Source organism: Pirellula sp. SH-Sr6A (genome assembly GCF_001610875.1).
Lineage (GTDB): Bacteria > Planctomycetota > Planctomycetia > Pirellulales > Pirellulaceae > JBKCUI01.
On the sequence record NZ_CP011272.1, the window covers coordinates 3109051 to 3133977 of the forward strand.

Consider the following 24927-nt stretch of genomic DNA (forward strand, 5'->3'; position numbering starts at 1 on the left):
TCGCACTACTTCCCAGGCTCGTACATCTTCGCCAAATCATCCAGCGGCACGATCCAAACATTTCGATACTCGGTGGGGCTGTTGTGATCTTGCAGAAACACAGGCCCCACTTGAGTCTCTTTTAACTTAGGTGCAATAACTTGTAAATAAGGAGTCGTGCCGAAGCGAAAGGGATGGAATACGGAGCGGGGCTCTTCGAACGGTGTGTTCTCTTGAACCTTCGAACCGTTCAACCAAGCTGTGATACGGCCCGGTTCCGTGATGACCCCCGATTCGTTTCGCCGTGGGGCGCGATAACGGATGTCATAGACCTGCCATTCTCCAGCAGGTTTCGCAGCGTTCACCAGGGGTTTTGCAAACCCGTAGATCGAGCCTTCGTCCTGCTGCGAAAGCTTGTCCTCCGGTCTTCCATGACTGTCGAGGATCTGGAGCTCGTAGTGGCCATGGATGTAGATACCGCTGTTCCCCTCTCCTTGGGGGCTCACTTTGAATTCGACGTGAATGTCGGCATCACGGAAGTGCCACTTGGAAACGATATGGTTCTGGTTCTTACCCTTGGTCGAGGTCAAAACCCCGTTTTGAAATGGCCAATTGATGGGGCTGCCATCCATCGCGAGAAACGCATGCTCCTTTTCTCCCACCAGCACGATCGCCTTCTCGGGTGGAGCGACAGGGATTTTGGATTGGTCCGGCTTAAACTCGTCTCCCCAAGCTCGCCCGATGCAATTACTCCAGCTCGCTGTGAAAACACAAGCCAACGATGCGACGAGGCAGAACGAACCGAATGCGGAAGAAACGCGGCTAGGACGGAAAGGATTGCGCATGATGAAAATGGAAGGAGCTTCTGTGAAAACAGGGAGATGTTATCGAGCCATGGAGCCAGGGGCGGGAACCGTATTGTACTCCACCCCTATCTCCCTTGGGAAACTCGCAGCCGTGGCGAGCTAGGAAAGGCCCCGATGAGCGCGATCTCGCCATGTCTCGGCAATTCCTCCACAGGACGCACTCCGAGCTTGGCGATCCCTCCCTTAGCGATCCCTTCGCATGGGGATCTCGGCTGGAAGGGACGAGCGTTTCCGATACACTTTTCCCAACCCATTCCCAGAACATCTTGAGGACAGAAGATTCCATGGCCGCCAAAACAGCGATTACCCCAACCCGAGCCGAAGACTACCCAGAGTGGTACCAGCAAGTCATCCGGGGAGCCGACTTGGCCGAGAACTCGTCCGTCCGGGGCTGCATGGTCATCAAGCCTTGGGGATACGCGATTTGGGAGAACATGCAACGCGCGCTGGATCGCATGTTCAAGGAAACGGGGCACCAAAATGCCTATTTCCCGCTCTTTATCCCGATGAGCTACTTGGAAAAGGAAGCGGAGCACGTCGAGGGATTCGCGAAGGAGTGCGCGGTCGTCACGCACCATCGATTGGAACCAGACGGGAAAGGTGGGCTTCGTCCCGCCGGCCCCCTTGAGGAACCGCTGATCGTTCGCCCCACCAGCGAGACAATCATCGGTGCGACTTACGCAAAATGGGTCCAGTCCTATCGCGATCTCCCCATCCTCATCAACCAATGGGCCAACGTGGTCCGCTGGGAAATGCGCACCCGACTCTTCCTTCGAACCGCCGAATTCCTCTGGCAAGAAGGACACACGGTGCACGCCACTTCCGAAGAAGCGATGGAGGAGACTCGCAAAATGCTCGATGTCTACGCCGACTTCGCCGAAAATTACATGGCGATGCCGGTGATCAAAGGCGAAAAGACAGCTGGCGAACGCTTTCCCGGTGCCGTTCACACCTTTTCCATCGAAGCCATGATGCAGGACGGAAAGGCTTTGCAGGCAGGAACGTCTCACTTCCTTGGTCAAAACTTCTCCAAGGCCCAGGAGATTAAATTCCAAGACCAGAACAGCGAGATCGCCTACGCGTGGACCACCTCATGGGGAGTTTCCACGCGACTCGTCGGCGCCCTGATCATGTCCCACTCGGACGACGATGGACTCGTCCTCCCTCCACGGTTGGCGCCGCTCCACGCGATCATCATGCCGATCTATCGCGATGATGCGCAACGAGCCGAAGTCCTCGAGTATTGCAAATCTCTCCAACGCGAACTCCGCGCTCAATCCTTCGGCGAAGAAAAAATCCGTGTCGATATCGATGACCGCGATTTGCGCGGCGGCGAGAAGAAGTGGTACCACGTTCGCCGAGGTGTTCCCATCCGCATCGAAGTAGGTCCAAAAGACTTGGCGGCAAACGCTGCGTTCGTCGCGAGGCGCGATACCAACCAGTCCGCGGGAATGCCTCGCGCGGAGCTGATTGCAAATATCAGCTCCATGCTCGAGGAAATGCAATCGAATCTCTTTACCCGCGCTCTGCAAATGCGTGAAAGCAGAACGGTCGATCTCCACTCCGAAAAGGAATTTCGCGACTACTTCGCCGGCGATGATGAGAAGACAAAGATCTCAGCAGGCGGATTTGCCCGCTGCTGGTTTTCCAGCGAAGAGGAAGTGCAGGGATTGCTGGATGAACTAAAGGTCACCATCCGCTGCATCCCACTGACCGATGCAGAAAGCGATGCCCCATCGAAGACGACTGGCAAATGCTTCCTTACCGGCAAAGAAACGTCCAACCTGGCCGTCTTTGCCAAGTCCTACTAACGCGGGGAGTTTTTCGGGGTACCGGAAAGAATTGCTCGCGATGGCAATAAAAAAGGTCATGGTATGCCGCTCCATCGTCACACCATGACCATTATGTCGGAGGATCCGTGGGTGCGAATGATCCGACTTCCCAATCCGTGTTGCTAAATGTATCGACCGATACATCTCGGAAAACGTAGCGAAGTGGCACCAAGCGTTACAGATTACCTGGCCAATACGACCGGCCCGGGAGCCGTGGCGACTGGACTCAACGTGGCTGTCTTCAGAGTGTGTGGTTCCGATTTCAAATAGGGACTCGTTGGACCTGCCGCTGGGGGAGCCGGTGTGAAGGACTTCACGCTAATCGAGTCGCTGTGACTCGAAGCCCCTCCCCAGCTTGGAAGCTTCAGTCCGAACACGCTGCGGTCGTTGGACTTATTCGCCAACGTAGGTTCGGAACCTTCGGACGGTACTTGGTAACGATTCACGACGACCGAATCGCACCCCGGTTTCGCATCGCACCCGGGAGCGGCGTGGCATCCACCGATCGGACCGCAGCCTGGCGCACTTGCCTGGCGATGGAGCAAGTTGCGATGATGCAAACAGTCGCACTGCTCGTTGACGTGACGCATGGAGTGCGCGATGGCGGCAGCCCTTTCAGCCGGATAAGTGGACCACAACATCGGGCTGTTCTCGTTGCAACTCATTCGAGCCGCGAGCGGTGAGTAAGGTCGATCGCACCCCATCGGATGGAACGCCACACCCGTCCCACTCGCACAGCGAGCGCAACCCGCATTCGCAACCATTTCCTCCCCACCCAAAGCAGCAACGGGGGGAAGGCCGGACTCACTATGGAATTGCGGGGAAGCGTGAACAGGTGAAGGTGTCGTCGTACCGACGATTTCCTGGGCCGAAACGCTAACGGAAAAAGACAGCGTTAGCAGAATTGCTTGCATCGTGCATCGCATGGTTTCAATCAACCTACTTGAGGGTCATCCGTGAATCAGAGCGAAGGGGAGAATCACCCTTGTCGCAACGTGTGATCAGTGAGAATCGTTCGAGCATCTCCGGCTCGAAAACAAGATGAGAAGGGGCGAAGAAACCCTGTGAACGTGGCAACGTCTAGCCACTTTTACCGCGAGTCGTTGTCGCAGCGGGATTCGCCCTGGCAATCTCATTCGCCTTAAGAATGCGCTCTCAAACTGGGCATGCAAGCAGCTTCTGGTATTTTTCAAAGCTCGTTCGCGCTCCCCGGTCGCTTTAAACGCCTCCTGCCTCACCCAACACCTAGGTAAAGTGTAACGGCCTATCCATCTGGCTCATTCGCCCCCCCTCGCCCATAATGGCTTCAAAAGGAGTTCCTCGATTGCGCCGAAAAAAACACTTCGTCTGGTCCCCCATTACCATCGCTCTGACCGGGGTAACAGCTACGACCCTCGTAGCCATCGCTACCGCGCCGATCTTGGCTGCCATCGGGAATCCATGGTGGGCGCAGCAAGTCCAATACACGACCTACTATGCCATGCTATTCGCCTTCGTCGGACTCATGGCGGCGCTGGTACACAATCGCGTTACCTCCCCCTCTGCCTCCTCGGTACACGTGTTCCAAACCTGCTCGAACGAGAAAGCACCGGGCTTCGGGCTTGTCGCGGTCTCCCCCTGTGACTGCGATCAAATCTGGATCGCCGATCAAGCCTTCGCGGAGCTCCCTGTCAAAAAGCAGATCCAAAAGATGGCTCGCGTCGGATTGCATCGACTCCAAGTCCTCGTGATGCGAGATCTGCAACTGCCCCCCTCCATCTCCGACCTCTGGGCCTACTTACCCAATCTCAAAGTTCTCGATATTCAGAATGCAACCGTACCGGAATGCTTCTGGAACGGTCTCGAGAAAACGCTGGACCTGGAACATGTCTTGGCCCACGGCTGCAGGCATTCGTCTTCCATGAAGGAGATACTGATCTCTCTTCCCGAAATAAAAATCTACACTCGACCTATGAATGTCGTAGCGCATGGCTGAACCGATCAAGAGTCCAACTTCGCTGGGCAAAGTGTCTCTCGTCGGTGCAGGACCGGGTGACGCCAACCTTATCACCCTGCGAGGTATCCAACTGCTCGCATCGGCCGATGTCGTCCTCTACGACGGATTGGTCAATCCCGAAATCCTGCAGCATGCGTCACCCAACGCCGAACTAATCTGCGTTGGCAAACATGGGCATGGCGGGATGTGGACCCAAAAGGAGATCGACCAGCGCACGATCGCCTTCGCCAAAGAGGGCAAGTCGGTGGTGCGGCTCAAAGGAGGAGATACCGCCATCTTCGCGCGAACAGCCGAAGAAGTCGAGCAGCTTGCAGCGCTTGCTATTCCATTTGAAATTGTACCCGGTATCACGGCGGCCCTCGCTGCGACGGCTTATGCGGGCATCCCATTGACCCACCGGGATTGGGCTTCGGCCGTCGCCTTCGTCACCGGGCAACTCCAGCCTTCCGATGGGAGCCTCGATGCCGACGACGGTATCGACTGGAAATCGCTCGCTCCATTCCCAGGGACCCTCGTTCTATACATGGGAGTCACCACCGCGCATCACTGGAGCCAGCAATTGATCGCAGCGGGCAAATCTCCCGCGACACCGGTCGCTTTGGTTCGTCGAATCTCCTGGCCAGACCAGCAAGTCGTTCGCTGCGAGCTAGGGAATGTGAGCGAAACGATCCGCTCCCTCCCAGGGTTTCGTCCCCCGGTCATCAGCATCATCGGTGAAGTGGTCAATCTCACCTCGACCATGAATTGGTTTTCGCAACGTCCCTTGTTTGGTAAGCGTTACCTCATTGCAGCCACACCGGATTCAGGAAGCAAACTGAGCCGCATGCTGAGCGAACTTGGTGCCCAAGTCACCTTGCAACCTGCGATGGAAACGTCACCTGTTGCCGACTGGACCGAGATCGATCCGCACCTACACAACCTGGCTCGACATACGTGGCTCGTTTTCACCAGTCCAGCCGGAGTAAAGACCTTTATGGAACGACTATTCCACCTGGGATACGACGCACGGCACTTGAGCGGCTCAAAAATTGCATCCGTCGGGTCAGCAACTAGCGAAGCGTTGCAGCATTACTCGTTACGGGCCGATCGCACTCCGCAAGTCTCAGGGATCGAGTTTCTCGCGCCCCTTCTCATTCCCGAATCCCCCGGTGCATCGATTTTGTTCATCCGCAACGAATCGGGCCGCACCGAAGGCATCGAGCTTCTCACAAGCCATGGAGCGAAATGCGTTTCTCTCAATGTGTACGAACAAAAACCGGTACCTGCTTGGCCAGCTCCCATTCTGGAGGCTTGCCGCGACGGTCGCTGGCACGGCATCCTCGTCACCAGCGCCAATATCGCCGAGCACGCTTGCAATCGGATCTCCCCCCATCAATCTCAGCAACGCTGGTATTCTATTTCCGCGCGTGCAACCGAAACCCTCCAAACACGCGAATGCACCCAGGTCGTCACTTCTTCCTCACCAAATCTCGATTCCCTCGCCTCAACCCTTCTTCGAGACGTGATGGTCCGCGAAGACAACTCATGCGAATCGAATTCGAAACGTCCACCAGGTTCGTCAAATCTCACCTGACGATCGCAGAACGCAGAATCGCTCAAGTGCTCTTTGAGGGACAAAGGAAATAGTCGAGAACGATGGTTCGTCACGGGTACCTAGTGCCCCTGGCCCTCATGGGCGCGTGGAGTTCGATTTTCTCACGCAGGGTGTGCTGTTCAAGGTTATGCGTCCCGTGGATAATAGGGGGCAGATGAATAATTTGCTTGCATCGATGAAAACGTCAGCGCAGAAGGCCCTTCGGGAGGTACTTTGGACATCGCACAATTGCGCTACTTCTTAAAAGTAGCAGAACTCGGTAGTTTCACCCGCGCCAGCGAGGAGCTTGGGGTATCGCAACCCGCTCTTAGCCGGTCGATTGCCAAGATCGAAGAAATGTTGGGACAGCCTGTCTTTGAGCGGCAGACGCGATGCGTCGTGTTGACCGATGCTGGCAAAGTGCTTCAGCAACGCGCTTTCCAGATTGTGCAACTGCTCGATGAGATCCCTCGTGAAATCTGTGACGATGGAAAGACAGGGAATATCCGCATCGGTGCAATCCCCACCATCGCCCCCTACTGCTTGCCTCCGATTTTGAGAAAAGCTCGCGAAACCTTCCCTGACGCCACTTGGAATATTCGGGAAGATGTCACCGATCGATTGCTCCAAGCTTGCAATTCGGGGGAACTTGATTTGGTTATCGCAGCCCTCCCCGTTGAACTGGGGTATCTCGATTCCAAAACAGTGCACGAGGAAGAGCTCCTCGTCGCCCTTCCGGCTCATCATCCCCTCGCGGGCAAGCCTGAACTCAAACCACAAGATCTTTCGGGCGAACCCCTGATCATGCTCGGAGAAGGGCATTGCCTTTCCGACCAAATCGATGCCTATTGCCGCAGACGATCCATTCAGTCTGTCCATCTTGATCGAACAGCGCAAATGGCCACGGTCTTGGAACTGGTCGCGGCTGGACAGGGCCTTTCATTCGTCCCACATATGGCCTGTAGTACCACCAAAAAAATCTTGTATCGATCGATGGCTGCACCGGTACCCAAGCGCAAGATCGCAGTGATCTGGAATGCCTATCGATTCGAAAGCAAATTACAACGGGGCGTCCGCACCCTGCTTGAGCATTTCGACTGGAACCTCGTCGGAACTTGCTCCTCGCCACCAAGACTGCGATAACTTATACGTCTTACTAAGCACCCTCTCCACGGAGTTTCCTTGTTCCCATGCAGCAGCACGCATATATCTCGCGCGTTGAGAATCTCCTCGACCCCAACCAAAACATCCTTCTCAACATGGACTATTCCGAAGCCCATCGAAGGGTTGCTTCGGGAGACCCCGCATTGGTGGGCGAGATCGATGGCCAATTCGCCATTCTGGCTCAAGAGGGGAAGAGGATTCGGATGGCTCGCTCTATCGGTCGACCGATGCGGTACTTCCTCGCGAAGAAGGCGGAGGGCCCCTGTTTGATCGTCGCCGAAAAAATGTCTACCCTCCGACAAAAGTTGACAGAGATGGGACTTGAGGATCAGTTCCATCCCTCTTACACGCGAATGGTCCCAGCGCACTATTTGATGCAATTGGAATTGATCGGATGCCCTGACCCCAATCCGCAATATGACCGCTATTTTACTCCGGATCGAAACAAACTGCCTAGCGACGTCGAGTGGATTGGAACTCAATACATCGAACGCTTGCGTGACGAATGCGACCGATGGCTCGACCGAACCCCTAAGCGTGCGCCGATCGGTGTACTCTTTTCTGGTGGAGTCGATTCCGGCGCCGTGCTCCTCACGCTGTATCACTTGCTGTTAAAGCGAGGAGAGTCGCCATCCCGCTTGAAAGCATTCACGCTTCGAATCGATGGCCACTCCTCCGATGCAGACCAATCCCACGAATTCGTTCGAGCGTGTGGCATCGAGGAACTTTGGGAAGTCATCGACCAATCGAGCGAATCTCTCAACGTTCGTGAGACCATTCAAGTCATGGAGGATTACAAGCCTCTGGATGTGCAAAGCGGTACCATGGCAATGGCGCTCTGCCGCGGAATTCGCCAGCGCTATCCCGATTGGAAATATCTCGTCGACGGCGATGGCGGTGACGAAAATCTCAAAGACTATCCCATCGAAGAGAACCCCGAGCTCACCATTCGGAGCGTGCTGAACAATTTGATGCTCTATCAGGAAGGATGGGGTGTTCACGCGATCAAACATTCACTCGTTTACAGCGGGGGCCAAAGTCGCGGGCACATCCGTACCTGGGCACCTGCCGAGCACTTCGGCTTTGAAGGCTTCAGTCCCTTTGCATTGCCTCGTGTAATCGAAGTCGCCGAAGGAATTCCCTTCATCGATTTAACGCAGTGGAACCATGAGAAACTATACGATCTCAAAGGGGCAATCGTTCGGAGCGGCATCAAAGCACTCACGGGTATAGACATGCCTTCCTTCCCAAAGAAGCGATTCCAACACGGGGCGATTGAGAAATCCCGATTCCAAGCCTTGTTTCCGAAAAGCGAAATGGAATATCGGAAGATATTCCTGTCGTTATGGAGTTGAGCGAAAAGGAGCAATCGATCTTAACCCGCGCAACGCGTGCCGAGATCGTCCGTTCGCGCGGCCCCAAGCCCTCGCTCTCGCCACGCGAACCAACAGAGGTCTTCGTGCAACGAGAACCCGCCCGTCGCGGAGAGGTCGTTGAGGTCGCGACTCTCTTCTTGACCGGAGCGGAGTGCCCCTTTGCCTGTTCGATGTGCGATCTTTGGAAGCATACCTTGGACACGGCCACCAAGCCGGGTGATTTGATTGCTCAAGTCGAAGTGGGCCTCGCAAGTCTCCCGCCAACTCCTTGGATCAAGCTCTACAACGCCAGCAACTTCTTCGATCCACGAGCGGTCCCGGATGCGGACCGGCTCGAAATTGGACGTAGAGTCGCGTCGTTGGATCGTGTGATTGTCGAGAACCATCCCCGGTTGCTGGACCGCGAACGCGTGTTGAGATTCCGAGATCGATTGCAGGGAAAACTGGAGATCGCGATGGGGCTCGAAACGGTCCATCCTTTCGCCATGCAGGTCTTGAACAAACAGATGCACCCTAGAGATCTGGAGTGCGCGATGGGGTGGCTCCAAGAAGAGGGGATCGATGGTCGGGCCTTCGTACTGCTTCAACCGCCTGGCGTATCCCCTGACGAGGCGATCGCATCGTTGATCGAAACCGTCCAGTTTGCAGCAAATGCCGGGGTGCGTCATATCTCTGTAATCCCGACCCGGAGGGGAAACCCATGGCTGGATCGATTGATAGTTGACGGACTATATCAATTGCCAACACTCGAAGCGCTCGAGATTTCGCTTCAACGCTGTTTGGAACAGTTCCCAGAACAGGTCATCGTTGCCGACACATGGGATTGGTCCTCTATTCCAGGTCAGTGCGGACAATGTTCGGAAACTCGACTCCGGCGAATGGAACAGGTGAACTTGGATCAAAATTGGTGTGAACTGGATGAGGTTATTGCATGTCGATGCACCGAAGTGATGTCTTGATAGTCGGATCCAGCTTTACCGGATCGATTTTGGGATGGATTTTGGCGAAGCAGGGATTGGCGGTGACGATCATCGACAAGCAGTCCCATCCTAGATTCGCTGTGGGGGAGTCCACGACACCTACTGCCGATTTTCTCCTCGCCCATCTAGCGGATCGCTGGGGATTGAAGGAGTTGCGGCCCTTGGCGGCTTGGGGAGATTGGCAACGAGCCTACCCTCGGTTGCGATGCGGAAAGAAACGGGGCTTTGCCTATTACCAACATCGATCGGGAGAGCCACACCGCGACGATGCAGATCACTCGAGCTCCTACTTGGTCGCCGCGTCGGCCAAAGACGTTTGGAGCGACACGCAATGGTTGCGGAGCGATGTCGATCACTTCTTGGCACAGCAAGCCGCCGAGGCAGGTTGTTCTCTCCTAGAAGGGTGCGATGTGCGGGATGTTGAACAAGATTCCGATGCAGTGGGAAGGTTGGAATATCGATGGAAGGTGACGATAGCACCGAACTCGAGCCATGGAACCGATCGAACGCATCATCGCAGTCGGTTCTTGGTCGATGCGAGCGGCGGCGGAGGTTTTTCAGCCAAATGGCTTGGCAATCGCGACAATTCGGATCGCATGCGGACGAAAACCGGTGCCCTTTGGGGTCATTTCCGAAATGTCGGATCGATGCGGGAACACTCGAGCTCGTTCGCCAACGATGTTAAAGATTACTTCGATCCAGACGATTCGGCGCAGCACCATGTTCTGGAAGATGGCTGGTTTTGGATGCTGCGGTTTCACCATGGAGTCACCAGTGTCGGCTTAGTACTCCCCACCGAGTCATGGCAAGCAGACGGGACTCCCTGTCTCGACACGACTCAACGTCGGAAAGTATGGCAGCGAGCCTGCGAACGTTATCCGACCATCGAGGCGATGATGGCGTCGTCTGTTTGGGACGCACCAGAAGGTGGACTGCAATTCGCGCCCAGGCTCAGCCGGCGTATGCAGAAAGCGTGTGGGCCTGGTTGGGTTGCGATACCCACGTCCTTTGGGTTTATCGATCCTTTGCACAGCACGGGAATAGCGCACGGCCTGAGCGGAGTAATGCGAGTGGCGGAGCGGCTCGCACGCAAGGAATTTACGATGGATGCGGGATGGATTGACTACGATTCCCAACTTCAAAACGAGATCGATTGGATCGATTCGCTGGTCGCTCTGTCCTATGCGGGACTCCCGGGCTTCCGTCGATTCGGGGCGCTCGCCAGCTTCTATTTCATCGCCGCCATCGCTTTCGAGCAACAATTGGTTCGCTCTCCCGACGATTGGCCCGACGGCTATATGATGTCAGGGTGTCGAGCGATGCGTGAACCAGCCGAGCGACTGTACGGGCAATTGAAAGCTGGAGCGTTGGAAGATGAAGAATCGCTAATCGCCGCCGTGCGACGGGCAATACAGCCGTGGAACCAAGTAGGGCTGCTGGATCCGACGAAAGGAAATCGCATAGCTCACACGGCTCCTCCAAAGTATCTTCTAGGCTAACCAGCCTCGTCACCCGCAGCGCACTAAGCCGCGGTTGTCAACGCCGAAAGCCGATCCAACCAACCCCACCCTTCCCAGATGTACTTTTCAGAGCACTCATTTCAGGCACCCGAGTTAAACGTCGCATGGGAGGAAGCTTGCGTCGAACTCGCCGATGAAGTACTGCACGAGCAAGAAACCCAAAACGGGAATCGGCCAGATGAGGCAGGCGAACTAGCGCCGCTCGAGGCCTTACGAGTGTGGAGTTTCCATTCCCCTGTCGTCGTCATGGGTAGAGCGAGCCGCATCGGTGAAGAGGTTTGTTTAGAGCGATGCGAGGCGGATGGGGTCCCGGTATTGCGACGAGCGAGCGGGGGATCCACCATCGTTGCGGGCCCGGGTTGCTTGATGGTCTCCGTGCAGATTTCGTATACCAAGCGGCCGACATGGCGTTCCCTCGATATTGCCCATCGCGAGGTCATGAGTCGGACCAAAGAAGCAGTGGTAGCAGCTCTTCGTGAGTTCGGAATCACAAAGAAAATTGCACTCCAAGGGACTTGCGATCTAACCGACGGTCCCTACAAGTTCTCAGGAAATGCGCTTCGATGCAAACGGCACGCAATGATTTATCACGGCACACTTCTTCTCGACATGCCGCTCGAATGGATCGAGCGTTACTTGCTTGAGCCACCTCGCCAGCCTGAGTATCGAGAACGCCGTTCCCACAGGAGCTTTGTCAGAAATCTCTTGCAGGACTCCTCGGTAGATCGCCTCGCATTCGAACGCGAGCTTGGAAGGCAACTGCAAAGCACTTGGCAAGCCGATCAACCTTGGGAGAACTATCCCTACCAAGACAAGCTGGCCGATTGGGTCGACCAGCTCATGCAAACTCGCTACGCCAATCCTGCCTGGCACCGAGAGCGTTGAGCTCCTTCCCTCCTGCAGCGTCACCGTTGGCGTAGGTTACAAGCCGTTCACCAGTTCGTTAAGGACTGAAGAGAGGACTTGTCGGCCGACCGTCGGCGCATTTCGGGTCGGGAGACGATTCGATTGATAATGGATTTCAAGTTGCCCCCCCGAGGGTCGCGTCCCCCATGCAGGTGGGTTCCCGTTGGGTCTATCCCAGGACGGCCCGTTGCGGGATGGCCCATTCCAGGAGGGCCCATTCCAGGAGGGATAGTGCGAAGGCCGATCTGGATAGACGCCACCGATAGGATGGTCGCCAGCGAAACTCCCCGGATGCCCACCGTGGTAGCCACTTTGGTAACCACCGTTATATCCACCGTGAGGACGATCAGGCAAACAATCGGGCGAGGAGGACTTGGCATAAGCTTCTCGCAACTCTTGATCGAGTTTATCGAGTCGTCGGTTGAGTTCGCCGAAGTAGTTCATCAATCGTCCATCTTCCCGAACATGACGATCGGCCGATGCGGCACGGTGGGTTTGTCCGGAGAGTGAGCGCGTTTGTCGAAGCGCCGATTGAACTTGATACCACGAAGCGCCTTGCTCAATCAACGATTCTAGTTGATTGGCGGATTGGTCCAGATGCGAGGCGATACTGGTCGCAGGGCAAAACGGAAACTTGTCACGCAAACGCTCCGCGATGTCTTCGGTTTTACTTTGAACAGCGCGCGCATCCCCTACTTCACTCGACCACGGGTTTCTGGCCCATGAGCTGCTTGACATGGAAAGCCCCAAAACCAAACCGATCCAAGCCGTGAAGATCCTCTTGGATCCAATGAACTTCCACCAAGCCATAATGCACCTTCGCACTTTCTTCCGTTTCGAAACCAACCGTCGACAATATCTTGTTGGAGGTAGAAGGAAACAAACGGCGTGCCAAGAAGTGGCAAGCCACGGAACTTCAAGCCTAGAAGAGACGAGTAGGTGGTCTTCCCCTGAGGGAAACCGTTTCTTTCGATCACGGGCCGATACCAGATCACGAGTTGCACCACTTAGGGCGTCACCAGTTTGATCCCGGCGCCGTCAATTTGAAGATACACTTTACAAAGCGATCTTCGGGGCCTGATGCAAAGAGTATTGCCCCCCGTTTGCGATCCTGCCGTGGCACCAGACACGTCACTCCCGAACCTAATCGCCACCCAGGTTCATAGATCTCATCACACCCACCTTCTTCGACAAGAGATCGCATAACACCCACCTTCTTCGACTACGATCGAGAGCATGAGCAATAAGAGGCATGACCATCCAATAAGAGGCACCCACCTTTTGGGGGGTAGTTGGTGACTCCCATTCGATAGGTCGCACCCACCTTTTCAGTGGCTCAATAGGTCGCACCCACCTAATGGGGGGTAGGGGGCTCAATAGGTCGCACCCACCTTCTGGGGGTAAAGAAATAGGAGGTAGAAATAGGAGGCACCCACGAATGGCACTGTAATCTCCAATTAGGAGCGATAGGGGGCACCCACCTTTTCAGTGGCTCAATAGGCCGCACCCACCTAATGGGGGGTAGGGAAGATTTCGCGCGAAGGCGCAAAGACGCAACAGAAACAGGAGGCACCCACCTACGTAGGGGGACGCTTACTCGCCTTGCGACCATCCAATACGTCGGACCATCCAATAGGTCGCACCCACCTTGTGAGGGGGTAGTTGGTGAAAACGGCTAATAGGTCGCACCCCCCTTTTGGGGGGGAGGCTTTGGGGACGGTGAGTTGGGAAGGGGGAGAGCGGGCGGGGGACTCGCTCTAGGGTGGGAGAGACGCGCGGGATGCGTGATGGAGGCTAACCGCTGATGCTGATGGAGTTCGCAAGGGGAAACGACGGGATGGCGGGAGGCAAGGTTGCAATCGCCGCTGGGACGCTCGATTGAGGCGACACGCTACCTTCCGCGATGCAATTCAAAATCGCCTGAACCGCCATTTCATCCCAAGTGACTCCGGCTTCGCTCCGTAGGATGGCTTCAGCCTTTTCGGATGGCATCCCTTTGCGATAAGGCCGATCGCTTGTCATTGCATCGTAGGCATCCGCCACGGCCAAGATCCTTCCTTGAAGCGGAATCGCTTCGCCGACCAGACCGGCGGGGTAGCCCTTCCCGTTGATTGCCTCATGGTGATGCAAGACCCCCGGGAGTACATATTGTAGCGGGGTGAGGTGCTTGAGAATTTGATACCCGATCTCCGGATGCTTCTTGACCGCTGCGAATTCTTCATCGGTCAATTTTCCTGGCTTGCCTAGGATAGAATCAGGGACTCCGATCTTGCCCACGTCGTGAAGTAACCCTGACATGTAGATCCGTTCACATTCTTCTTTCTCAAGCCCCATTTGCATGGCGATGGCTTTGGCGAACGATGCCACGCGGTCGCTGTGACCACATGTGTAGGCATCCTTCGCGTCAATGGCATTGATCACGGCGCGTATGACACCGGTCAGGAGATTTTCTTGCTCGCGAAACAGTTCTCCGTTCGTCGCATGCCCTGAAAGAACCGTAGCGAGAACGCTGAGCAAACCAGCTTCAAAGGTTCCAAACTGCAAACCGTTTGGATCGATACTGAAGAAATCTTCCGGGCTGTCACCCAGAAACTCCATTTCGCGATTGAGGGCAACCAAGTAACCAAATTTTCGATTCTGCTTTTCCACACGAACCAGAATGCAGTTGCGGATAGCAGGAAATGGTTCGAATAGATTTGCTACCGTTTGGACATTGAATACAAGTGTCGGAGCCGGGCTTCGTTGCGAACAGCGTCGCACGAACTCAATAATCGCCTCCCATTCGCACGGGGGGGTTCCAACGGAAGTTATACGGGAGAGGCTATCCTCTGATGGGTTTTCGATCAGATCGGAAGGAACCAACGCGATCAGCTCGCTACGGATCACGCTTCGCAGCATAGGCAGTTGCGAGGTTGCAACGTCGAGCATGGACGATCGAATGTCGGCGATCCCAATCTGCTGACTCACTCCTCGCAGCCAAGTCAACTCTTCAAAGTCCTGCGTCACTTGTTGAACGAACGCGCGGCCCTGCATTTTGGAACTTTGGTTCTCTTCCAATGATTGCACCATCTTCAAGTGTGCGAGGGCAAGGCTTCGCACATGACGTCCATTGGTTTCGAGCGAAGCGGGAAGGACGCACGCGAAACGGATTCCCCAAAGAGGAACGGACCCGACGTAACATCGTCCATCGACTCCCGGGCAATTGCATTCCAATAACTCAATCGTATTTTCTTCGTGGCCGGCAATGGGTTGGCCAGCTAGTACCCTCAGCGTTTCCAGTTGACACTCCGTTAGCGCTTCGGTGGGCTCGCACCATAGCTGGATGATCGGTTCGTACTCGCTCGATTGCTCGGAGCTGAGCTGATATACGGATAGAAATCCCCCAAGCGATTCACTTAATCCGCTTGCCCATCGATGTGCCGTAGCAAGATGTCGTCCCGAGAGCAGCGGTTGTCGAATTGGTATCATTTGTAGCGATCGTGCGGAATGCGATATGGGCTTGGGAAGGTTTGCATAACCCTCCGTAGTTATCTAGCACGCAAAATCAATCATTCCGCTAGAAATCTAGAAAAGAAATTTGCTAAGCGCATTGCTCCGTCTTAGATTACTTCGCCTCGATGTCATGCCCATTACCATTATATGTACTCAGCAATGTAAGAAGCCGAATATGTCATTCCCCCATGTTTCAGAACAATCGCCACGTGCCGCAAAGGTACTCATTGCCGAAGACAGTATCGTCATCGGTAATTTGTTGCGATTTAATCTCGAACGCGCGGGTCTCGACGCTACTTTGGCCGCCAACGGTCAAGAGGCGATCCATCTTCTGCAACAGGAGCACTTCGACATTCTCCTCACCGACTATGAGATGCCGATTCTCAACGGGGAGCAGATTTGTGACATGCTGAGGAATGAGCTTCATAACCACGACATGCACATTGTGATGTGTTCGGCGAAAACGCTGGAGCTTGATACCGATCTCATGCGGCAAAAGTATGGCATCGAACGATTGCTCCAAAAGCCTTTTAGCATGACCGAATTGGTCTCGGTGGTTCGGTCCCTGGTTTCCGGGCGAACCGATCTTCTTGAAATCGTCGTCTGACGAACTACGCCTTGCGCGATGCAACGAAGTTGCCTTCCTGGTAAACTCATTTCAGCACGCTGAAATCGTTCACCCAACACCAACCTCGCAGTTCGTCGCATGTCATCGAGTCAATCATCGAAGCTCTCCATGGGCTTTTCCCTTCTTTGTTCCTTGCTCGCCTCCTGGATCGCAGGATGTGGTCCGGCTCCTTCTGCTGGGAACAAATCCGCGAGCCAAAAGCTTTCCCCCGAACAAGCCGAAGCGGCGAAAGATTTAACTGGGAAAGGTGGAACAGCTCCGCTGACGAAAGTCTCTCTGCTGCTGAATTGGTACCCCGAGGCGGAGCACGGTGGCTTCTACGCCGCCCAAGTCCACGGGATATTCCAAAAGCACGGTCTTGATGTCGAGATCAAGCCGGGTGGAAAGACGACCGTCGTGCGCGAAGAACTGCTACTTGGCCGAGTCGCGTTTGGCGTCGCCAATGCGGATGATGTATTGATCGCTCGCAATGCCGATATCCCGCTAGTGGCCCTGATGGCTCCCATTCAAGACGGCCCACGCTGCATCTTAACTCGGCAAGACTCTGGCGTGGATTCCTTTGACAAGCTGAAGGGGATCAAGCTCCAAATCGATTCGACTCGCCCCTATGTTCCCTTCTTAAAAAGCAAGGGCTTCTTGCAAGACAACGTGGAAGTCGTCCCCTACTTCGGCTCGGTAGCCCAGCTCGTAGCCGAAAAGAATGTGGCTTGCCAAGGTTATAACTTCAGCGAGCCACTCATGGCCCGTCAGCAGGGCGTCGAGGTGAACGAGCTGATGCTGTCGACGATTGGATACAATCCCTATGCGAGCCTGTTGGTCACCACCGATACGTTCCTCGGCAAGAACAAAGAGGTTTGCCAAAAGATGACGCAGGCTTGCATCGAAGGTTGGCAGAAATACTTGGAGTCCCCCGAGGAATCCAATGCGTTGATTTTGAAGAACAACAAACAGGGGCTGGAGAAAGCCGCATTGGATTACGGGGTCGTCGCTTTGAAGAAACTTTGCTACCCGGAAGGCGAGCCTGCGGTCTCGATGGGAACGATGACCGCTGATCGCTGGAAAGAGCTAGGGCAGACGCTCCAGGAGCTCAAGATCATCGATGCCTCGGTCGCAAAGCCTGACGCGGCTTTCACGACCGAATTTTTAAAACGTTAGTATCGCGCGCGCGACGTTGACTACTTGGTGGTGAGTTCTAACGGAGGGAGCTCCGGACTGGAGCGACTCACGGTAACTGACAATTTCGACTTATCCCTCGAAACATACCGGCCCTTGAGAAGGTCAGGGGGATCCTTCGATTGCGACGCACCGAACTGCAATGTGCCTTCACCTCCACTCATCTTTGGATCCGGCCAGACCACGGTAACCCGATAGGTACCCTCCGCGATTCCTTCTTCGGTTCCTGTCAACGGAGCAAAGACTCCGTTGGCATCGGTGACTCCATTTGCTACTGCCGAATTCGTCGAGGGTTCGGGGTGAAGAAGCACGATTGCGCCAGGAGCCGGATTGCCATCCACCATTACCTTGCCTTTGGCTTTGACCAGCGATGGGCCGCCGCTCCCGCATCCAGTGAAAGCGACGAGCCCGAGAATTAGAAACGCGAGGGAGACTCGCTTCGCGCCTGCCGTACTTCCAACACGATTCTCACCCACACACATGGAATTCACTTTCATCAAATGGAATTGAGGACTCATCTGCATCGATTGACATAGGAAAAAAAGAAGGCGAGAGAACAGAACTCTCGCCTTGTAGATCAACAAAGGAGGTGCTCGGAGCAGCCTAGTTTTCCGAAGTGACAACTTCCCCGCCGTCTCGCGACAGGAGTGCCACAAAAACTTGGTTGTCCATGCTCTGGCTAAAGAACCCGACCGAGCCATCCCCGCGAACCGCTTGGATTCCCCCGGTATGGAAGGAGTAGGGATTATTCGCGTTGAACACGTTGATCACCGAGCAGCCTTGGGCTCCGCTGCTGGCAGCCGGGGTTGGAACGACGGCCGTATTGAGCCCTCGTACTTGGCGAGCGATGTTCCAATCGCCGTAGAAGGAGTTCAGGTTGATAAAGGCTGGCTGCACCGTGATGTTCTTATTCAAGAAGTACACATTTTGCTTGCCCGCAATTTCCAGGAAGCAGAAGGTAGCAGAGAGACCATCGGGAACTTCACCAAATTTCACCATGTACTTGGTGATCGGATTGGTCGTTCCCAGCATAGCATTTTCGGTGTTTTGGCTAGGCAAACCAACGCACTGAGCCAACCACGAGTGGATACCTCGCATGGGGGCGTAGTCGGTTCTTGGCAAGTTGTAAGCCACGTTGGCTGGCATTCCGAGCGGCGCAAAATAGGGGCCGTAATTCGAAGGGCTTTCCGGGACGGAGGGACAAAGGAAAGATGGAACCCGGGCCATCGCCGCTGGATTGTTAAGAGCACCTGGAAAGGGGGGCACGTTGTTGACAGGATCCAACAACGCTTTCTTGGCATCGAACATGTTTGTCACATTGGATTGCTCCAAAAAGGGAAGCAATTGCCCCAGAGGACCGTGAGGGCTGCGAGCATCCCCTGTTAGGGTGAAATAGGGGTTGCCGGTTGCGGCGTAGGTATCCGTGAGGGGGAACTCTCGTCGCCAAGCTGGAACCCACTTGTATCCCGACTCATGGTTGTGCAGCGCGAGTCCGAGTTGTTTGAGATTATTGGAGCATTGCATCCGACGCGCTGCTTCGCGGGCCGCTTGAACCGCCGGCAAAAGTAGACCAACCAAAATACCGATAATCGCGATCACCACCAAAAGTTCCACGAGGGTGAAACCTTGCTTGTACACAACCTTTTTCATAAACCTGCCCTCTTTAAAATAAATACTTACATGAACAATTGATATCTAATGTCGTGAAGGAACTGGGTCGGTTTACTTGCCAGTACGTTCTTTAGCGCCATTCAACTCTGGTTCGTACCCAACTTTCGTGAGATCGACTCCTTCATAGGGTCGGTTATCGGGTGAAATACGAACGGCCGTCGTCACCACGAGCGGGAACGAGGTTCCGACATCGTAGGTAAGCTCGATGAAGGTCGCTGTCCATCCTGGCTTTGCCTCCGCTTTGGGAGCGACGTAAACTCCGGGGCTTGATTCGGTAAGAGGAGTGCTAGTGAAAGCGGGTCCGATGGTTTGGAGGCGGAAATCGCGAGCCTTGGGATTGTTGGCTTGCCACATCAGCACCTTGGAAGGCTTTGACTTGGTGGTCGCGCGAATGGTTCCATCTTTTTCGAAGGTCCAAGAGTATTCCGGACGGGGTTTGCCCGATGCAATAAGCTGGTAGAAGCTCGCGATGCTTTGGACGGCGTCGGTGTTCTTCAGTCCATGGTCGGCGTTGGGTACATAACGAATCAGCTTTTCACCTTGCAGCTGATCATAATAGAACTGCGACGAGTCGGGCACGAAGAATTGATCTCCGCTACCGTTGACGATGTACTTAGGCATCGTCAATCGGCCGCGGTAGAAATACGGGTCCACGATGGAATACAGTTCTTTCAATCGCGGATGATCGAATCGTTGCATGATTTTGTGTTGGTAATAGTTTCCAATCGCTTCGGACCAGAACCCATACACTTCAGCATGATGACGGAGCGAAGGATCGACGTTCACCACATCGATGACGATCGGGACAATCGCTTCAACACGGTTATCCGCCGCGCCCGTCATCCACGTTGTCCAGCCCCGCTTCGAGCCTCCCGCCACAACGAACTTCGAAACCTTGTTCTTGCCCCCTGCTTCCGACGCAGCGTATTCCGTCATGCAGTCCATAGCGCGCACGGCGCTCTTCACCATCGGGAGTCGAGGTAACCATGTTGCATCGCCGGTCTCTAAGAACTGCGACCATGCGTAACCGATCAAATCGTCTTCAACGCGAGGCTGTCCATCACCGTGAAATACCAGAGGTTGATTGGGAACATTTTTCAGTTCGGCCACAATGCCGCCCGTGGCGAGCGCTATCTGCCCCGTGATGGCATCGGGTCCCGTCGGCTGCTTGCTGTTGTGACTACCGCCTCCGATCATCAAGAACGCGCGATCGGAGGTTACCTTAGGAGGCACGGTTACGACCAACCAATGCTCCCAAACAGGTCGATCGACATCTTTCTCGGTTCGCCAAGTCTGCGACTTGAGTTTGATGATCGCCGTCTTGAATCCGGCATTCTCGACCGTTTCTTCTACCTTCCACTCATACGTAGTATCGGGTTTGGCGACATAATCATCTAACGCCGTTCGCTGACTCCCAACGGGGGGCTCGGCACACAACGTCGCTGTCGACAAGTAAGATGGCGTGACAGGCGAACCCAAGAGACCTAAAGAGAAACCGAACACCAGCAAATTTTTTCGCATGCAGCAATTCTCCAGATTTGGAAAAAGATAAACGGAAGAGGGAGAGGAGGGCGTTTAGGGCAAACCACATCTTTTACCAATTCTTCACCATACCGCCCCTGCGTGCGCAATTCCACTAGGGTACGCTTAATTCTTAGCGAAGATTCCTAACCCATCGCCCTATTGAATTACTCAACTACCACCAAGGCACAACATGTCACGAGAATCGTTTAACCAAGCCGTTCGATATGCGCGAGATCGACGCACCTTTTTGCTATCGGGGGGATCCCTCGCCGTGCTGCCATGGGTGAGTCAAATCGGTTTCGGGCAAACCATCACGAAGCCAAGTTTCGCGAAGGATCCTTTTCAGATCGGCATCGCATCGGGGGATCCGACGCCGGACGGATTCGTCCTCTGGACCCGACTCGCGATGGATCCCGTTGCCGTTAATGGGGGCATGGATGACCGCGACTACGAAGTGACTTGGGAAATCAGCGACGATGAATCGTTCAGCAAAGTCCTTCGATCGGGCAAGTCATTAGCGACCGCAAAGCTTGGGCATTCGGTCCACGTCGAAGTCGAAGGTCTCTCGCCCGATCGCTGGTACGCATACAGGTTCCAATGCGGCGATGCGATTTCGCTCGTGGGCCGGGCCCGAACAACTCCGCGCCCCGATGCGATGCCTGACTCTCTTCGGTTTGCGTTCGCCTCGTGCCAACACTTCGAGACCGGTTACTACACGGCTTTCGAACACATGTGCAAAGAACCTCTCGATCTGATCTTGCATCTCGGTGACTATATCTACGAAGGGGCTGGCAAAGAGGACAGACTTCGCGTCCATGCGGGTCCTGAGATCATGTCCCTGGCCGACTACCGTACGCGGCACGCTCAGTACAAATCCGATCCTCATCTGCAAGCCGCGCATCGATTAGCACCTTGGCTCGTCGTTTGGGATGACCATGAATTCGACAACAACTACGCGAACTTGATCTCCGAAGAAAAAGGGATCGATCCAGCTCAATTCGCGCTACGGCGAGCAGATGCCTATCAAGCGTACTACGAGAACATGCCACTCCGCGCTTCGTCGATGCCCAAGGGCCCCGATATGCAACTCTTCCGACGCGTTCCGTTCGGACGTCTTGCTCAGTTTGATATGCTCGATACACGACAGTATCGAACCGACCAACCGAACGGCGATGGCAGCAAGCCGATTACAGACGAAGTCCTCAATCCCAACGCGACGTTGCTCGGCAATGCCCAAGAAAAGTGGCTTATCGAAGGATTGGCCAAATCCAATGCACGGTGGAATATCCTCGGCCAGCAAGTCATGATGGCACGCGCGGATCGCGCACCGGGTGCGGATCGCAAGTTCAGCATGGACCAATGGTCCGGTTACGACGCATCGCGAACACGATTGCTCCAAGCCGTTTCGGACTTGAAACGGACCGGTACAGTCGTCCTTACCGGCGACATTCATAACAATTGGGCGAACCATCTCCATGTCGATTTCGACAAACCGGATAGCCCTGTCGTAGCAACCGAGCTCGTGGGAACCTCCATCTCGTCGGGTGGAAACGGCGTCGAGAAACCGAAGTACTTGGAGACTCTTCTTACGGAGAACCCGTTTGTCAAATTCCATAATGCGGAACGAGGATACGTAAGCTGCACCGTCACGCCAAGCGACTGGAAGGCAGAGTATCAGACCGTTGCATTTGTGGACAAACCAGGTGCACCGAAGCAGACGCGAGCCACGTTCCATATCGATCCAACCCGCCCAGGATTGAACGCGTAGTTCGGTAGGGCGCTTCGCGCCCGCTGCCACACTTCCGCTTGATGAGCAGGCGGCCATCGGTCAGACGGGCCGGGCCGCTCAGGTCGATCGGGGTTCAAGGCGAAGGACGCCAGTCTGGCTTTCCGTCTCGATCGATATCGATGGTCATCAGATCGAGCTGCAGATAAGGGCGTTGGTAAGCCTCTTTGTCTTGGCCGGCATAGCTAACCCAAAGGCGCATTCCGGTCGCATCGAACACCGCGTTCATGACGTTCCCTCCCTGGATGGGAATCTGGTTGGCCAGCGCGATAAGTTTCTCCGCATCGAGTTTACCTCGCTGCGCGGCCAAGGTTGGGAACGCGCCTCGCCCTTCGTCGTGGTAAACAACGCACGATAGTACCTGGGGGGCAAGCTCATCCTTCGGGTCATTGTCCTTCCAGAGATCGATCTCCGGCTTGGCTCGTCCACCTCCGGTCGCCGCGCGAATTTTCGTCGATCGCTTGTCCGTTACACCATCTCCAAAAACGAAGTGATAACTTTTAGTCGGCTTGATCTGTTCAAACATACGAATCGCCTCCGTCAGTGAATTCGCGTCGTAGAGCAGTGTGCGAAACCATGCGGTGAAGTGGGAAGCGTGCGTTTCGTAGGGCATTTCTTTTGCGGACGCGTCTCCGATTTCCGATAGGACGATGCCAGCTGCGTTCATGCCGCAATGGGCTCCAATAAATCCTGCGAATGACGGAGAGACGTGGGGTATTCCCGTGTCAGGGAAGTAGACGACCAGAACGGGAAACTCGTGCGCCCCTGCTTCGAGGGACCAATCCAAGTTCCGGGTTTGGTAGAGATGCCCATCCACCGTCGCATCCCCCCACGCGGCGATGCTGCTGCAGGCGTAGGGCATCAAGAGGGGCAAGCAGTGGACATGCTGGAGCGTTCGAATAGGAATACCACTTCCTTCAGCGAGTCCCACCAATTGCTGCATCAGACGCGGATCGGTGTAACTCGATGTCGTTGCCCATACATGATCCAGTTGTTCTTCGCTAACCTTCAATTCGGATCGGAAGCCAGTCACCAACGGGGGGACGAGGCGCTGCATTTCGTCGCGCATCTGTGACCCGAGTTGCACTCCCATCTCATAGGGGGTTCCGCGTACGGCCACGACCGGAATTCGAATCCCATTCCCTTCGATGTGCCAACGCGCGCCAGAGAGTTTTTCCGAATGGAGAAGATTTTTCCCATCACCCTCGGATCGTTCCACCAACGGGGGCTTGCCGACAATCGCCGCCTCTTTGGCGGCTCGATCTTGGCCATTCGCCCTTTCGAGCGCGATGGGCGGGACGCCCCAGGCTTCGAGAAGGAGAGCAATCGTAACGGGGAGTAACATTCTCTTCATCGCAATCTCCGAGCAGCTCACAGGAACTCATGCATTCGATTCATTTATTTCTTCGCGTCCGCAGCAATGAATTTCTTCAACGCTTCGGAAGCAGGGTCATCGGGCACCCCCAAGTCGTTGTTCAGTTTGCTGTGTTCCGAGTCCTTGGCCCCAAACAAGGTGGAGGAGATGCCAGCTTCCTTGAGAACCGCATCGAGTCGCTGGGCTTGCGCGCTGGTATCCGGATGGCTGGAAACGTAGAGGATCAGGAAGGGTGGGATTCCCTTGTCCTTTGCGACGTGGGTGACGGCGGAGAAGTCGACATGTTTGGCAGGATCGTTTCCAAACTTCTCGCGATGACCATATTTGGCTTGCGGTTGTTTATGGACACGTCGGCGCGTTTCGGCGGTTTCGATGATGGCGGGAATGTCGTATGTATCACCATCGACTGGAACGCATCCTTTTAGAGAAGAGAAGGGAACACCTTCGGCGGCCAAGTAGCGGTCATCGATGCAGAGGAGCGCGGCGAGCTGGGCACCTGCCGAGTGCCCCATCACGTAGATTCGTTTGGGATCGCCTCCATGGGAGCCGATGTTCTTAGCCACCCACCCCAGCGATTTGGCAACATCCCGAATGATTGTCTCCATGGGTACTTTCGGTAGGAGGCGATAATTGGTGGAGACAAACACGAATCCTTGATCGACAAACCATTTTGGTTTGAGTTGGACCTGCGATTTATCTCCGGTTTGCCACCCACCTCCATGGATCCAGAAGATGACCGGTGCATTCTTTGCATTGGAAGGCCGGTAGATATCCAAGACTTGGCGTTCGAGAGCGGGCTCTGCGTAGGGAACGTCCTTTTCGACGGCCGATTCCGAGCTCGTGACGTTTTGCCCTTGAGCCCACGCAGTTTGGGACGGAGCCCACACCGGGAGTGACGTTATCAAGGTGATGGCACAAAAAAGGCGAAACCATCGGAATGTCTTCATGGCAAACTCGCAGGCGATAGGAAAGAGATAGAGGTGGGAAAAGGGGTGGAACCGTTAGGATACAGAGATCCGTACGGCTAGGGGTATTCTGCGCCCGGAAAATCGGGTTGGTGCGGGTGACACCCCGACCCCCTTGCTA

20 protein-coding genes are annotated in these 24927 nt (G+C 55.0%); 11 read left to right on the forward strand and 9 right to left on the reverse strand.

The window, feature by feature from the left end:
• Nucleotides 1-5: 5 nt before the first annotated feature.
• Nucleotides 6-824, reverse strand: coding sequence for a DUF1080 domain-containing protein (locus tag VN12_RS12095; protein ID WP_146677080.1), 819 nt, complete (start codon nucleotides 822-824; stop codon nucleotides 6-8).
• Nucleotides 825-1129: 305 nt separating this feature from the next.
• Between VN12_RS12095 and proS the strand changes: the two genes are divergently transcribed.
• On the forward strand, nucleotides 1130-2656 hold the full coding sequence (gene proS, locus VN12_RS12100) for a proline--tRNA ligase (RefSeq protein WP_146677081.1): 1527 nt from the start codon (nucleotides 1130-1132) through the stop codon (nucleotides 2654-2656).
• A gap of 203 nt (nucleotides 2657-2859) precedes the next feature.
• On the opposite strand, the gene VN12_RS12105 is transcribed toward proS, so the two are convergent.
• Nucleotides 2860-3603 (reverse strand): hypothetical protein, encoded by a 744-nt coding sequence (locus VN12_RS12105; protein WP_146677082.1) that lies wholly within the window; start codon nucleotides 3601-3603, stop codon nucleotides 2860-2862.
• A 398-nt stretch (nucleotides 3604-4001) separates the two neighbouring features.
• On the opposite strand from VN12_RS12105, the gene VN12_RS12110 reads away from it, so the two are divergent.
• The 7 genes from VN12_RS12110 to VN12_RS12140 all read left to right on the forward strand — a co-directional run bounded on the left by VN12_RS12110 (nucleotide 4002) and on the right by VN12_RS12140 (nucleotide 12171).
• Nucleotides 4002-4652: a hypothetical protein gene (locus VN12_RS12110; RefSeq protein ID WP_146677083.1), complete on the forward strand. Its 651-nt coding sequence runs from the start codon at nucleotides 4002-4004 to the stop codon at nucleotides 4650-4652.
• Nucleotides 4645-6246 (forward strand): uroporphyrinogen-III C-methyltransferase, encoded by a 1602-nt coding sequence (gene cobA, locus VN12_RS12115; protein ID WP_146677084.1) that lies wholly within the window; start codon nucleotides 4645-4647, stop codon nucleotides 6244-6246. The genes VN12_RS12110 and cobA overlap by 8 nt, the downstream gene beginning before the upstream one ends.
• 234 nt (nucleotides 6247-6480) lie before the next feature.
• Nucleotides 6481-7389, forward strand: coding sequence for a LysR family transcriptional regulator (locus tag VN12_RS12120; protein ID WP_146677085.1), 909 nt, complete (start codon nucleotides 6481-6483; stop codon nucleotides 7387-7389).
• A gap of 47 nt (nucleotides 7390-7436) precedes the next feature.
• Complete coding sequence (locus tag VN12_RS12125; RefSeq protein WP_146677086.1) at nucleotides 7437-8765, forward strand: asparagine synthase-related protein; 1329 nt, start codon at nucleotides 7437-7439, stop codon at nucleotides 8763-8765.
• Nucleotides 8756-9745 carry a radical SAM protein gene (locus VN12_RS12130; protein ID WP_146677087.1) on the forward strand — a complete coding sequence of 330 codons (990 nt, stop codon included), beginning with the start codon at nucleotides 8756-8758 and terminating at the stop codon, nucleotides 9743-9745. The genes VN12_RS12125 and VN12_RS12130 overlap by 10 nt, the downstream gene beginning before the upstream one ends.
• Entirely contained in the window at nucleotides 9718-11265 is a 1548-nt protein-coding gene (locus tag VN12_RS12135) for an NAD(P)/FAD-dependent oxidoreductase (protein ID WP_146677088.1), read from the forward strand. The genes VN12_RS12130 and VN12_RS12135 overlap by 28 nt, the downstream gene beginning before the upstream one ends.
• A 78-nt stretch (nucleotides 11266-11343) precedes the next feature.
• Complete coding sequence (locus tag VN12_RS12140) at nucleotides 11344-12171, forward strand: biotin/lipoate A/B protein ligase family protein (protein WP_146677089.1); 828 nt, start codon at nucleotides 11344-11346, stop codon at nucleotides 12169-12171.
• A 36-nt stretch (nucleotides 12172-12207) separates the two neighbouring features.
• On the opposite strand, the gene VN12_RS12145 is transcribed toward VN12_RS12140, so the two are convergent.
• Nucleotides 12208-13002, reverse strand: coding sequence for a hypothetical protein (locus tag VN12_RS12145; protein WP_146677090.1), 795 nt, complete (start codon nucleotides 13000-13002; stop codon nucleotides 12208-12210).
• Between the two features lie 984 nt (nucleotides 13003-13986).
• Nucleotides 13987-15660 (reverse strand): HD-GYP domain-containing protein, encoded by a 1674-nt coding sequence (locus VN12_RS12150; protein ID WP_146677091.1) that lies wholly within the window; start codon nucleotides 15658-15660, stop codon nucleotides 13987-13989.
• Between the two features lie 199 nt (nucleotides 15661-15859).
• Here VN12_RS12150 and VN12_RS12155 point away from each other — a divergent pair, with 199 nt between their 5' ends.
• Together VN12_RS12155 and VN12_RS12160 are read left to right on the forward strand one after the other, a co-directional pair.
• Complete coding sequence (locus tag VN12_RS12155; RefSeq protein ID WP_168164358.1) at nucleotides 15860-16291, forward strand: response regulator; 432 nt, start codon at nucleotides 15860-15862, stop codon at nucleotides 16289-16291.
• Between the two features lie 129 nt (nucleotides 16292-16420).
• Nucleotides 16421-17467 (forward strand): ABC transporter substrate-binding protein, encoded by a 1047-nt coding sequence (locus tag VN12_RS12160; protein WP_168164359.1) that lies wholly within the window; start codon nucleotides 16421-16423, stop codon nucleotides 17465-17467.
• Between the two features lie 20 nt (nucleotides 17468-17487).
• Here VN12_RS12160 and VN12_RS12165 read toward each other — a convergent pair whose 3' ends face one another.
• The 3 genes from VN12_RS12165 to VN12_RS12175 all read right to left on the reverse strand — a co-directional run bounded on the left by VN12_RS12165 (nucleotide 17488) and on the right by VN12_RS12175 (nucleotide 20677).
• Nucleotides 17488-18003: a hypothetical protein gene (locus tag VN12_RS12165; protein ID WP_146677094.1), complete on the reverse strand. Its 516-nt coding sequence runs from the start codon at nucleotides 18001-18003 to the stop codon at nucleotides 17488-17490.
• Nucleotides 18004-18088: 85 nt separating this feature from the next.
• The gene (locus VN12_RS12170; protein WP_146677095.1) at nucleotides 18089-19135 is read right to left on the reverse strand and encodes a DUF1559 domain-containing protein; all 1047 of its coding nucleotides are present in this window, start codon (nucleotides 19133-19135) and stop codon (nucleotides 18089-18091) included.
• A gap of 72 nt (nucleotides 19136-19207) precedes the next feature.
• Nucleotides 19208-20677 carry a PhoPQ-activated pathogenicity-related family protein gene (locus VN12_RS12175; protein WP_146677096.1) on the reverse strand — a complete coding sequence of 490 codons (1470 nt, stop codon included), beginning with the start codon at nucleotides 20675-20677 and terminating at the stop codon, nucleotides 19208-19210.
• Between the two features lie 193 nt (nucleotides 20678-20870).
• Here VN12_RS12175 and VN12_RS12180 point away from each other — a divergent pair, with 193 nt between their 5' ends.
• On the forward strand, nucleotides 20871-22448 hold the full coding sequence (locus tag VN12_RS12180) for an alkaline phosphatase D family protein (protein ID WP_146677097.1): 1578 nt from the start codon (nucleotides 20871-20873) through the stop codon (nucleotides 22446-22448).
• A 94-nt stretch (nucleotides 22449-22542) separates the two neighbouring features.
• On the opposite strand, the gene VN12_RS12185 is transcribed toward VN12_RS12180, so the two are convergent.
• Entirely contained in the window at nucleotides 22543-23820 is a 1278-nt protein-coding gene (locus VN12_RS12185; RefSeq protein ID WP_146677098.1) for a C45 family autoproteolytic acyltransferase/hydolase, read from the reverse strand.
• A gap of 44 nt (nucleotides 23821-23864) precedes the next feature.
• Nucleotides 23865-24788 carry an alpha/beta hydrolase gene (locus tag VN12_RS12190; protein WP_146677099.1) on the reverse strand — a complete coding sequence of 308 codons (924 nt, stop codon included), beginning with the start codon at nucleotides 24786-24788 and terminating at the stop codon, nucleotides 23865-23867.
• Between the last annotated feature and the right edge of the window lie 139 nt (nucleotides 24789-24927).